Genomic DNA, 12,058 nt, shown 5'->3' with positions numbered 1-12,058 from the left:
TCGTTGCCGGCGCCGTCCGCCCGGGTGCCCGCCCGGCGGGTGTCCGCCCACCCCCCCCCGCGGAGCCCCACGGCTCACGGCTCATTGCGCCCGCATGAACGCCTCGGCCGCGCGCACCTGCTCGGCGGAGGGACGGATGCCGGTGTACAGCACGAACTGCTCGAGCGCCTGCCGGGTGGCGACCTCGGCCCCGGTGATGACCGTCTTCCCGGCCGCCCGGCCAGCCTTGACGAGGGGCGTCTCGGCAGGCAGGGCCACGACGTCGAAGACGACGGATGCCGCAGCGATCTGCCCGGCGTCGAAGGGGAGCGCGTGCTCGTCGGGTCCCTGCGCCATGCCGATGGGGGTGACGTTGACGATGACGTCAGCGGTGAGGCCACCCGGCTCCGCCACCCAGGTGAAGCCGTAGAGCCCGGCGAGCTCTCGTCCGCGCTGCTCGTTGCGGGCGGCGATCGTCACAGCGGTGAAGCCCGCGTCGCGGAACGCCGCCGCCGTGGCCTTGGCCATGCCGCCCGACCCCCGAAGCAGCACGGTGGCGGCGGGGTCGAGCCCGTTCTTCTCGATCAGCTGCGCGATCGCCGAGTAGTCGGTGTTGTACGCGGTGAGCACGCCGTCGTCGTTGACGATCGTGTTGACCGAGTCGATGGCGGTCGCCGAGGCGTCCATGCGATCGACGAGCGCGATGACGTCCTCCTTGTAGGGCATTGAGATCGCGCACCCGCGGATGCGGAGGCCGCGCACGCCGGCGATGGCCTGGCCGAGGTCTGCGGGCGCGAAGGCCTTGTAGATCCAGTTGAGATCGAGCTGCTCGTAGAGGTGGTTGTGGAATCGGGTGCCATTGTTGCTCGGTCGTGCCGACAGCGAGATGCACAGCGTCATGTCCTTGTTCAGCAGGGTCATGGCACCAGGTTAACGGCGAGGCGGGCGGCCGGGCGTCGGAGAACCTTCCCGACATTTTTCGGAAATGTCCCCCAAATGGGGGACAAGGAGCTCCTCGACCGGCTATGCTGGTACCTGACGCACCCTCCGGTCGTCTTCGGCCCTCATCGCTCCCCCCGCGGTGAGGGCCACACCATTTTCCGGGGTGCCTGTATGACGCCGAATGACCGATCATGCAACATTTCTGTTACGGGCTGATCTCCGCTCTTCCCCTCCGTCCCTGCTCCACTAGCGTTAGCCATGTCGGTGCATCCTGCGTCGGCTTCTTTTCCAGCAGAACAGGCAGTACATGAGCACCCAGGGCACGGTCAAGTGGTTCAACTCGGAGAAGGGCTTCGGCTTCATCTCCCCTGACGACGGCGGCGCTGACGTCTTCGCGCACTACTCCGCCATCCAGTCATCCGGCTACCGCTCGCTCGACGAGAACCAGCGCGTCGAGTTCGATGTGGCACAGGGCCCCAAGGGCCTGCAGGCCGAGAACATCCGCCCGCTCTGAGAGCGGACTGACCAGAACTCCCTGTCGGGGAGGGCGCTCAGCGCCCCCTGGCAGGGAGTTCTGTGCGTCAGCGCAGCAGCAGCGCGCGCAACTCGTCGGCGGATGCCGCGCGGAATGCGGCGTCGTCGCCCTCGTGCGCGTCGCTGAAGCCCCATCCGACGAAGATCACGGGGACCCCGTTGGCGTTGCCGCCTTCGACGTCGTGGTGCCGGTCGCCCACGAGCACCGGGCGCGAGGTGTCGACGCCGTGCTCGCGGAGCCTGCGCAGCGCCTCGGCGACGATGTCGGTCTTCGATGCGAGGGTCGACTCGTCAGGGGTCGCGCCGACGGTCGTGGCGAAGTACGGTCTGAGCCGGAAGTGGTCGACGAGGGCGTCGACCTGGTTCTCGGGCTTCGAGCTCGCCGTCGCCTGGGGGATGCCGGCTTCGTGCAGATCGCGGATGATCTCTGGCACGCCGGGGTAGGTGCGCACATCCCTCGTGTAGCCGTCGGCCTTGCCAAGGGTGCGGTAGAAGGCGACCGCGTCTGCGGACTCCTCGGGGGTCATGCCTGCCTGCACCTGGAAGGACTCGAACATCGGCGGGCCGATCCAGTGCACCAGATCGTCGCGCGTCGGGGCGGGGTGGCCGAAGTGGGTGAGGGCGATGGTCAGGCGACGCAGGATGCCGACGGAGGCATCGACGATCGTGCCGTCGACGTCCCAGAGAACGCAGGTGTAGGGCGAAGAAGGCATGCCTCCAGCCTATGGGCTGTGGGTCGCGCCGATTTTGCCACGATCGTGTATCAGTCCTGTCGAACACTGGCCCGCACGGCATACCATCCGCTAGGGTCGGGCACAGTTGACGCAGAGGGGATCTCCTCGCGCGTTGCGCGCCCTGTCCTGGGCCGACCTTCCTACCCGAGGAAGAGGGGGGACACGTCAGAGGCGTCGATTCAGAAAGGTACACCTCGTATGTCCATGCACCCAGGGCGCCCTGTGTTGCGCGCCGCTGCTGTCGCTGCCACAGCCGTTCTCCTCGCGCTGTCGGGAGCTGCGGTTGCCGCTGCCGCCCCGTCCAACACCATCGACGCAAACGAGCCGCGCTCGCTCACGATCCACAAGCACGAGCAGTCGAGCACGAACCCCGCCGGTTCAGCCGGCGACGGTGGCGAAGTGACTATTCCGGCTGGTAACCCGCCCATTGCTGGCGTTGTGTTCGAGATCAGCCGCATCGCGTCGACGGGCGGTACACCGCTCGATCTCGCCACGAACGCCGGGTGGACGACGCTGCAGAGCCTGAGCAGCGGCTTCACGCCCACCAGCTCGGCTAACAACTACGGCCTCGGCGCCGGCGTGACCTTCGACACCACCCGCTCGGGCACGACCGATGCCAACGGTGAGATCGTCTTCTCGTCGACCGACGCGGCAGGGCTGCCGGTCGGTGCATACCTGGTACGCGAGGTGTCGGGTCCCGCCGGCATCAGCCCGGCTGTGCCGTTCATCGTCACAGTGCCGATCACGGATGCCGCAACGAGCGACGTGTGGAAGTACGACGTGCACGTCTACCCCAAGAACTCGGTCGTCGAGCAGCCGACGAAGGCCGTTGTCGATGCGGACACGCACGCCGTCGGTGAGGACGTCACCTGGACGGTCACGACGGACATCCCGGATGCCGTCGGAACCGACCCGACCATCAACCCGATCGTCGGCTACCACGTCGTCGATGTGTTCGACCCCCGTCTGACGTTCGTTCCGGCGCAGACCGTCGTCTCGACCGTGTGCCCAGCGGCTATCGCCACCGATCCGGACGTCGTCACACCGATCGCTGCGGGACTGTACACCGTGGCTCAGGCGGCGGTTGCCGCTGGCAACCAGGTGACGGTCGACTTCACCGCTGCTGGAGATGACTTCCTCGAGCAGAACCGCGCATGCCAGCTGACCTTCGCCTTCGTTACGACGGTGAACACCACGGCCACCGACCTCGACGCGAATGCGAACGCAGGCATCATCTCGAACACCGCGACGCTCTTCACGGGCGACGCAGCAGTCGGTTTCGAGACCAATGCGGTCGAGGTGCGTTTCGGTACCTACCGGATCAACAAGCTCGACGAAAGCGGCGACCCGCTCGCCGGCGCGCAGTTCAGTGTGTTCCTCACCGAGGCCGACGCGCGCGCAGGCACGAACCCGGTTGAGGTTGACGGAGAGACCGTGTTCACGAGCGACGCGACCGGTGTCGTGAGCATCACCGGTCTGCGTTACAGCGGCTTCGTCAATGGCGCATCCGTCACGGAGCCTGCTGCGGGCGACGCTGCGAACGGCTTCCAGCGCTACTGGATCGCCGAGGTCGTCGCCCCCGACGGCTATGAGCTGCTCGCGGCGCCGCAGTCGTTCCTCGTCGACAGCCAGGATGGCGGCACAGGCACGGACATCACGAACGTGGTCAAGAACGCCGGCTTCGTGTTGCCGTTCACCGGTGGCACCGGGAGCATCGTGCTCGTCGTCATCGGTTCGCTTCTTGTGGTCGGTGGGGTAATTGCTCTCATCGTGCGCGCTCGCCGCGCACAGGCCAAGGCCTGAGCTGACGTCGCTGGGATACCGCCGTCAGGGCGGTGTCCCAGCGACGAGCCCGGGAGGGAGAACCGCGTGCGCAGCACGATGAAGCGCCGGTTCACAGCAGCCACGATCGGTGCTGTGGCCGGCTTTGTCGCGCTCACACTCGCGTCCGCTCCCTTGGCCGCTTCGGCAGCAACGGCCGCTCTGCCAGCGCCAGCGCCGGTTCATGTGCAGGACGCCGCGCCGTTTGGTGCGATGAAAGCCATCGCCGGCCCTCGCATCAAGACGCTCGCCGTAGCAACGTCGGGCTCCGGCCGCTATCTCAGCTCGATCGACTGGGTCGACTGGGGCACCGACGCAGACCAGACCCTCTCCAGCGGAGCGACCTCCGTCTCGACCCAGATGATCGACGGAATGGCGCTGGTTCGCACCTGCACACTGACGAGCCCCGTGAGTCTGAAGACATACCGTCCTGGTACGTGGCGCGGCGATGGTCTTCCTGAGCTGTATGGACCGGCCGCTTCGCGGCTCATCGGATTGCGTACTTCAGGCACGGTCACCTCTGCCGACGCCAGTGGAACGGTGACGTGCAGTGTCACGTTTAACGGTACGGCGGTCGCGATGCAGGGCCTCGTCGTTGCTGACGCTGAAGAGCTGTCGTCGGACGATTGGTATCAGGTCAGTGGGAAGACGGCTGCAGGCGTTGTGACACCGATGCGTCTGATCGACCGGTACAACGATCCCGATTGTGTCGCCCCTTACGACTGGGCGTACGTGCCATCGACCGGGACGGTGCGTGTGAGCCTGGAGGGGACGGGGGTGTGCAATACCGTGAGCTTGACGACCAAGGGAGAGAGCGCTGTCCTGCTCGCCCAGGGGGCGAGCTCCGTCACCTTCTCCATGGAGAACGGCAATCTGAACGCTCTCGCCGTTGGGGTGTTGTTGAACATCGACTTCGGCGACGCGCCGGCGAGCTACGGCCAGGCAGGGGCTATCTTCACCCCGACCTGGAGCGGAGGCACCTTCAGCAGTCTCGTCGGCGCGGTCGTGCGCAACACAGCAGTGGCGACTCAAACCGCTCCCACGCTCAGGCTTGGTTCGCGCGTGGACGCCGACGGAAACCCTGTGCACAACGCGACCGCGACCGCAGACGACACCACGGTGAACGGGGCGACCGGAACGCCAAGCGATGAAGACGCCGTGACGATCAGCGGGGTCAAGACGGTTGCGCGCGGCTCGACCTTCTCGCAGGCGGTGACGTGCACGGGAACAGGTGCGGTGTCGGGGTGGATCGATTGGAACGCGAATGGGGTCTTCGATAACACAGCGGAGCGTGCTACAGGCACGTGCACGAACGGGGCGGGAGTCACACTGACCTGGGGAGTCCCCTGGGATGCTCCGGATGCTCTGCCGACGTTCATGCGATTGCGTATCGCCTCCACTGCGGCACAGATCACGTCGCCGACTGGTCTGTCAACAACGGGCGAGGTCGAAGATCACGCGATCACTTTCACCGTCACCGGTCGGCCACCACTGCAGGTGTGCTCCACCGACGATGCGTCAGCGAACGCGGGACAATGGCGTTTCGGCAGCGGCGCTGGCATCGACTTCTCCGGCGCAACCGCGACCGCTGTCGTCGGGCTTCCGTCACCGACACCGAGCTCGGCGCTCGGCGCCTTCACGGTCAATGACGAGAATGGCGAACTGGTGTTCTGGGTGAGCGGACAGGGCGGTAACGTCTACAACCGCACAGGCGGTGTGATCACCTCCGTCGGCACCGGCGCCGCCGGCACGCAGCACGTCGCGGCGCTGCCAGCAGGCCGTGACACGGGGCTTTTCTATATCATCAGCAGCAATAGCTCGGGGCTTCGCTGGACCCTCATCGACGTGATGGCGAATGGCGGCACAGGCGCCGTCGTCAGCGGACCCACCTCTTTCGGAACGACCGCCGGCGGTGCCATCTATACCGTCCCAAACCACGACGGCACCGGGTGGTGGGCGGTCGTCCCCGACGCGTCAGGCGACGTCATCCGCTCCTATCGATTCACGGCGAGCACATCGGGTCCGCAGCAGACCGCCACTTCGCTCTCCGGAACCGGATCGGGGTTGAGCTCGGTGCAATACAGTGCGATCACCTTCAGCTCCGATCTGACTCAGGCGGCGACGATCCAGAGCTTCGGCACCGCCAATCAGGTGCGCCTGCTGAGTTTCGATGCCCAGAACGGCACATTCGCTCTCATCGGATCTCCTGTGTCGTACACCGGCTTCCGCGGATACAGTGTCGCGTTCTCGCCCAGCGGGGACTATCTGTACACGACGGAGATCCAGGGCACTTCCACCACCGGCATGTTGCGCCGGTATCCGGTGACAGACACCGGTCTCGGCACCGTTCAGAATTACGGCACACTGAGTGCATCTTCCGGTGCGATCCAGCGTGGCCCCGACGGGCGCATGTACATCGCCCGCAACGGGCAGACCACGATGCACGTCGTGACGACCCCAGACGCTGCGACGATAGCGGGAATCGGATTCGTCTCGGACGGATTCACGCTGGCTTCTGGAACGACCAGCGGGTGGATGCCGCCGCTCACTCTCACCGACTGCATCACGCTCCCCAAGGCCGAGTTGCAGATCACCAAGGCGAGCAGCGCGGATGCCGTTGCGTTCGGATCCGCCGTCGGCTACACCATCACCGTGACCAATACTGGCACCGCGACCGATTCAGCGGTGAAGGTGCTCGATGACCTTGCCGACGTGCTTGACGATGCGAGCTTTGTGACCACGCCGCCGCCGACGGCGGTCTTCAGCGGCGTTGCCGGTGCGACAACTCCAGCCGCCCCGGTGTTCAACGCCGCCGCGAAGACACTGTCGTGGAACGGGGCCCTGCGGGCTGGCGAGACCGTCACGATCAGCTACGCAGTCACCACCGTCAGCGCGCCGACCACCGGCGTGCACACCGGAAGCAATCGTCTCGAGAACACCGTGTGCCTGCGGGATGCCGCAGGCGCCATCAAGCTGGATGCCGCCGGAGCACAGCTGTGCGCTGAGACGCTGACGCGCCTTCCGGGGTGGTGGGATCTTGCGAAAACGGCATACGCCGTCACCGGTGCCGCTGCAGACGGTACCGGAGGCACCGCCGCCAGCACGCCGCTGACCACAGGAGCGACCGTCATGCCGGGCACCGTCATCGAGTACCGGGTGACGACGCAGGTGCGTGCCGGCTCGGTGGTGCGCCCTGTGGTTACCGACGATCTTTCCGGTGTGCTCGGGGAGGCCGCCCCGGTCGGCAACGTCACGGTGCACTATGCGTTGCCCGGAGGGGCGACCACCCCCGATGAGAACCTCGGCACTCTTTCGGCTGTGCTCGTTGGCGACATGCTGAACGTCACGCATCCCGCTGACCCGGCCAACCCGCTCAGTGTCAGCGGCATCCCCTCCGGCACGACGATCACACTCGCGTACCGTGTTCGCGTTGACGACACGCATTCCGTCGAACTGCGCAATGAAGTCACCGGCATCGCTGTTGACGAAGACGGCGACCCGTTGCCGCCGCAGACCTGCGCCGGAGACGATGACGAACCTGCTGCGCAGTGTTCAACCACCCAGTTCGTCGCAGCCGTGCTGCTCCTGCACAAGGTCGGCGACGGAGTCGGCGGTGCGCAGCCTCTTGACGGGTCGGCGTTCGCTGTGCACCAGGATGCCGGTGGTGTGCCAGCATCCGTCGCTGATCCGGCGCTGCCGGTGACGCCGACTGGCGCGGTCGGTGCTTTCACCATCGTCGGCCTTGTGGCCGGGCAGACGTATTGGCTGTTCGAGACGGTGGCTCCGGAGGGGCACGAGCTGCTCGCTGAGCCGGTGGCATTCCAGGTCGACGCGACTGGGCATGTGATCTTGGCGGATGCTGCGGCCAACCCGCAGGTCGAAACCGAGTTCGATGACGTGGAACGCGTTGCAACCGTCTGGGTCCGCGACGCGAAGAGCATCCCGCTGCCCATGGCCGGAGGCAGCGGCGATGTGCCCTACCGCTTGGCTGCGGCCGCCCTCGTCGTGTGTGCGCTGTTCGGTGCTGCGGCGATCGCCTGCGCTCGCCGCAGGGCTGCGGTGAGCGGCGGGCCGAGCGGCCGGTGCTGAGCCGTGCCCGTCAGAGTGCGCAAGGAGCGGACCACCTCGGCACGGCCGAGCGCGTGGCCCAACATCGTCGTCGGCGCGATCGCCGCAGCCGGATTGGTTGTCGGGAGCTACCCGACGATCGCGCAGTGGTTCTCGCAGCTGGAGAGATCGGAGGTGATCACCGGCTATGTGGCTGAGACCCGCGCTATTGACGGCGAGCACCGCCAACGCATTCTCGAGGAAGCGCACGCCTATAACGACGCGATCCCGGAGATCCTGCTCACTGACCCGTACACGCTGAAGGATGCTTCGGAGGGCAAAGGCGGCGCGTGGGAGCTGTATCAGCAGCAGTTGCGCGCACCGCGCGGCGAGGTCATGGCCCGAATCACCATTCCTGACATCGACGTCGATCTGCCGATCCTGCACGGCACCGACGATCTGACCCTGTCGCGAGGAGTCGGCCACCTGTTCGGGTCTTCACTGCCGGTCGGCGGTGAAGGCACGCACAGCGTGCTCACCGCGCATACCGCATTCGTCGACGCGATGATGTTCGACCGGCTCACCGAGGTGCAGGTCGGGGACGTTTTCTTCATCGACGTCTTCGATGAACGACTCGCGTACCAGGTCGATCAGACCCAGGCTGTGCTGCCGGAGGAGATCGACGACCTCCAGCTCGTGCCTGGCGAAGACTATGTGACGCTCATCACCTGCACGCCTCCAGCGGTCAACACGCACCGGTTGCTCGTGCGTGGCGCACGCATTCCACTGAGCGAGGCCGATCACGGCAGCGACACGATCACCAGCGGAATCTCCCACCCCGGGTTCCCGTGGTGGGCGGTGTGGGTTGGCGCTGGGCTGCTGCTGATCAGCGGCGGGGTTGTTTGGGCATCCCGCCCTGAGTTGTTGGCTCGTCGGGTGCCTCGTCGGGTGCGTCAGAAAAGGCGCGGAACTCCCGACTCGACGCCTTTCATATCCTCGTAGTCGAGCACGAGGCAGCGGATGCCGCGGTCCTCGGCGAGCACGCGAGCCTGCGGTTTGATCTCCTGCGCGGCGAAGACACCCTGCACCGGGGCGAGGTGCGGGTCTCGGCCGAGCAGTTCGAGGTAGCGGGTGAGCTGCTCGACGCCGTCGATGTCGCCGCGGCGCTTGACCTCGACGGCGATCGCGACGCCGTCGGCATCGCGCACCATCAGGTCGACCGGGCCGATCGCCGTGGGGTACTCGCGTCGAACCAGGGTCGCACCCTCGCTGATCAGGCCGACCTGCTCGGCGAGCAGGCGCTGCAGGTCGGCCTCGACGCCGTCTTTCTGCAACCCGGGGTCGACGCCCAGATCGTGGTTCGAGTCGTGGATGATCTCGTAGATCTGCACGCGCAGGGCGTCGCCGGTCTTCTTGTGCGTGACGCGCCACACCTCGACGACGCCAGCGCTCGCCTCCTCATCGCCGGGTTCCTCCGGCGCGAACGAGCAGGGCGGGCTCATCCAGTTCAGCGGCTTGTAGCTGCCGCCGTCGGAGTGCACGAGCAGGCTGCCGTCGCCCTTGTGCACGAGCAGGCGCGTGGCGAGGGGGAGATGGGCATTCAGTCGACCTGTGTAGTCGACCGAGCAGCGGGCGATGACGAGACGCACCCGATGAGCCTACTTTGTCGCGGACGCCATCTCGTCCTCGCGCAGGGGACGAGCCGATCCCGAGAAGAGCCCAGACAGGGCGGCGAGCACAACGAGAATGTACATCGTGTTCAGCAGGCCGATGTGCGCGCTGACGAACCCGAGGACCGGAGGGCCGCTGAGGAAGGCGATGTATCCGATGGTCGCGGCGGCGCTGACGCGGGCCGCAGCCTTTGCCGGGTCGTCGGCCGCCGCTGACATTCCCAGCGGGAACCCGAGGGAGGCCCCGATCCCCCAGAGGGCGGCGCCGGCGAAGATGAGGGGCGTATTCGGGGCGAGGATGAACAGCAGGATGCCGGCGGCAGTGGTGAGGGCGAGGATCCGTAGCACGATGACGCGTCCGAACCGGTCGACCAGCGGCCCGCCGAACAGGCGCACCACCGTCATAGCGACGGAGAAGGTCGCCAGGGCTGCAGCTCCCGTCGCCGGCCCCGCGCCGTGGTCCTCGGACACGCCGAGGGCCAGCCAGTCGTTGGCGCCGCCCTCGGCGAAGGACATGCCGAGCATGACGATGCCCAGCGCGTAGGTGCGGGGCTCCCGCCAGGCCTCGAGCGCCGTGTGCATGCGCTCGCGCCAGTGCGGCTTCTCGGCCGGCGCCGGGTCGAATGCCGACGCGCGCACGGGCACGTTGAGGAAGCAGACGACGGCGAGAGCGGCGAGCACGGCGGCGGCCACGAGCGCGTGCAGCGACACGTCAGCGCCCAGGTGCGCGGCCAGGGCGCCTGCGGCGGCGCCGAGCACGGTGCCGAAGCTGAAGAACGCGTGGAAGACGGGAAGGATCGTCTTGCCCATCTGCTGCTCGACGGCGGTGGCCTCGACGTTCATCATGACGTCGAGCGAGCCGTTGCCGAAACCGAAGAGCACGAGGCCGAGGATCACGAGCGGGAACGACTCGAGCAGGTTCGTGCCGAGGCCGATCAGCGCGAGGCCGATGGCGAAGGTGAGCATCGTGGCCAGCATCCCGATGCGCGCACCGGTGCGCGCCATCACCGCGGGGCTGGTCGAGATGCCCAGGATCGAGGCGATCCCCATGCTCAGCAGGAGCAGTCCCATCTGCGCGTTGTCGATGCCCAGCGCGACCTTGATGTCTGGTACGCGCGATGCCCAGGTGGCGATGGCGAGGCCGCTCGCGAGGAAGATCGCGAAGATCGCGGCGCGCCAGCGCACGAACTGGGAGCGGGTGAGGGCGGTGTCCATGCGTCCTAGCCTATCGAATCGATTCGATCGGCGAGAAGGCCGGGCGGCTATCCTCGGAGTATGACCAGCGCCGACTCACCACGCCGAGCGACGATCGCCGATGTCGCCCGTGCCGCAGGAGTGGCCACCTCGACAGCATCCGTCGTCTTCAGCGGCAGGGCCAAGGCCTCGGCCGCCACACGCGCGAAGGTGCTCGCCGCAGCCGCCGAGCTCGGCTATGCAGGCCCCGATCCCCGGGCGGCGTCCCTGCGTCGCGGACGCAGCGGCATCGTCGCCGTCGTCCTGGAGGGGCACCTGCGCACGGCCTTCCTCGACCCGGTGACCACCGCCACCATGGACGGGCTCACCGACGGTCTCGCCGACCTCAGTGCCGGCATCCTCCTCATGCGCGACGAGCCGGGGGCGAGCGACCGCTCGGCCCTCGTGAACGCGCCCGTCGACGCCGTCGTGCTGATCGGATCCTCTGGACGCACGCGCGAGTCGCTCGAGATCCTCCGCAGCCGAGGCCTGCCGATCGTTGTCATCGAAGGCGACGCGGGGGAGGGGATTCCGCGCATCACCCTCGACAATGCCGCAGCCGCCGCCGATGTCGCCCGCTATGTGCATGGGCTCGGCCATCGCGACGTCGCCATCGTGACCCTGCCGCTCGACCCCGCGCGCGAGCGGCTGCCCGTCACTGCGGAGCGGCTCGCGAACGCGACCGTCGACGTCACCGTCGACCGCCTCGAAGGCGTGCGCACGGTCTACCCCGACGCACCAGCGATCTCGGCCGCGGGGAGCCTCATCGATGAGGGGCTGATCGCCGGGCGGACGCTGCTCGCCGATCCGGCCACGCGCCCGACCGCCGTGCTCGCCCAGAGCGATCTGCTCGCCGTCGGGGTGATCCGTGCGGCCGAGGAGCTCAGACTGCGCGTTCCCGAAGATCTCTCGGTGGCCGGCTTCGACGGCATCGCCGTCGACGGCCTCGACGGTGCCGTGCTCACCACGAGCGTGCAGCCCGCCGTCGAGAAGGGGCGCGCCGCCGGCGAGCAGGTGGCACGGATGCTGCGGGGAGAGCCCGGTCTCAGCCAGCACCTGACCTGCGCCTTCCGCGCCGGGACGACCACGGCGTGAGCG

At 67.4% G+C, this 12,058-nt stretch carries 9 protein-coding genes; 5 read left to right on the top strand and 4 right to left on the bottom strand.

The genetic code is table 11. The annotated features are described in order from the left end of the window. Positions 1 to 81: 81 nt before the first annotated feature. Positions 82 to 900 (bottom strand): shikimate 5-dehydrogenase, encoded by an 819-nt coding sequence (locus QM568_RS08885; protein ID WP_415137933.1) that lies wholly within the window; start codon positions 898 to 900, stop codon positions 82 to 84. 328 nt (positions 901 to 1,228) lie between these two features. Between QM568_RS08885 and QM568_RS08880 the strand changes: the two genes are divergently transcribed. Then, positions 1,229 to 1,435 carry a cold-shock protein gene (locus tag QM568_RS08880; RefSeq protein ID WP_136034351.1) on the top strand — a complete coding sequence of 69 codons (207 nt, stop codon included), beginning with the start codon at positions 1,229 to 1,231 and terminating at the stop codon, positions 1,433 to 1,435. Positions 1,436 to 1,502: 67 nt separating this feature from the next. On the opposite strand, the gene QM568_RS08875 is transcribed toward QM568_RS08880, so the two are convergent. Then, a complete protein-coding gene (locus tag QM568_RS08875; protein ID WP_415137930.1) occupies positions 1,503 to 2,168 on the bottom strand; it encodes an HAD hydrolase-like protein in 666 nt (221 codons plus the stop codon). Between the two features lie 219 nt (positions 2,169 to 2,387). On the opposite strand from QM568_RS08875, the gene QM568_RS08870 reads away from it, so the two are divergent. The 3 genes from QM568_RS08870 (at position 2,388) to QM568_RS08860 (ending at position 9,059) form a co-directional block, all read left to right on the top strand. Then, the gene (locus QM568_RS08870) at positions 2,388 to 3,992 is read left to right on the top strand and encodes a SpaH/EbpB family LPXTG-anchored major pilin (RefSeq protein WP_415137928.1); all 1,605 of its coding nucleotides are present in this window, start codon (positions 2,388 to 2,390) and stop codon (positions 3,990 to 3,992) included. 66 nt (positions 3,993 to 4,058) lie between these two features. Continuing rightward, a complete protein-coding gene (locus tag QM568_RS08865; protein WP_415137926.1) occupies positions 4,059 to 8,099 on the top strand; it encodes a CshA/CshB family fibrillar adhesin-related protein in 4,041 nt (1,346 codons plus the stop codon). Between the two features lie 15 nt (positions 8,100 to 8,114). Next, the gene (locus QM568_RS08860) at positions 8,115 to 9,059 is read left to right on the top strand and encodes a class C sortase (RefSeq protein ID WP_415137924.1); all 945 of its coding nucleotides are present in this window, start codon (positions 8,115 to 8,117) and stop codon (positions 9,057 to 9,059) included. On the opposite strand, the gene nucS is transcribed toward QM568_RS08860, so the two are convergent. Beyond that, positions 9,011 to 9,706, bottom strand: coding sequence for an endonuclease NucS (gene nucS / locus QM568_RS08855; RefSeq protein ID WP_415137922.1), 696 nt, complete (start codon positions 9,704 to 9,706; stop codon positions 9,011 to 9,013). The two genes, QM568_RS08860 and nucS, sit on opposite strands and share 49 nt — an antisense overlap. Positions 9,707 to 9,715: 9 nt before the next feature. Further along, positions 9,716 to 10,942 carry an MFS transporter gene (locus QM568_RS08850; protein ID WP_415137920.1) on the bottom strand — a complete coding sequence of 409 codons (1,227 nt, stop codon included), beginning with the start codon at positions 10,940 to 10,942 and terminating at the stop codon, positions 9,716 to 9,718. Between the two features lie 60 nt (positions 10,943 to 11,002). Between QM568_RS08850 and QM568_RS08845 the strand changes: the two genes are divergently transcribed. Next, positions 11,003 to 12,055: a LacI family DNA-binding transcriptional regulator gene (locus QM568_RS08845; RefSeq protein ID WP_415137918.1), complete on the top strand. Its 1,053-nt coding sequence runs from the start codon at positions 11,003 to 11,005 to the stop codon at positions 12,053 to 12,055. The last annotated feature ends 3 nt before the right edge of the window (positions 12,056 to 12,058 follow it).

Origin of the sequence: Microbacterium sp., from assembly GCF_047607465.1 — a bacterium.
Taxonomy (GTDB): Bacteria; Actinomycetota; Actinomycetes; order Actinomycetales; family Microbacteriaceae; genus Microbacterium.
Note: the sequence above shows the minus strand (reverse complement) of the source record. Positions and strands in the feature narration are given on the sequence as shown.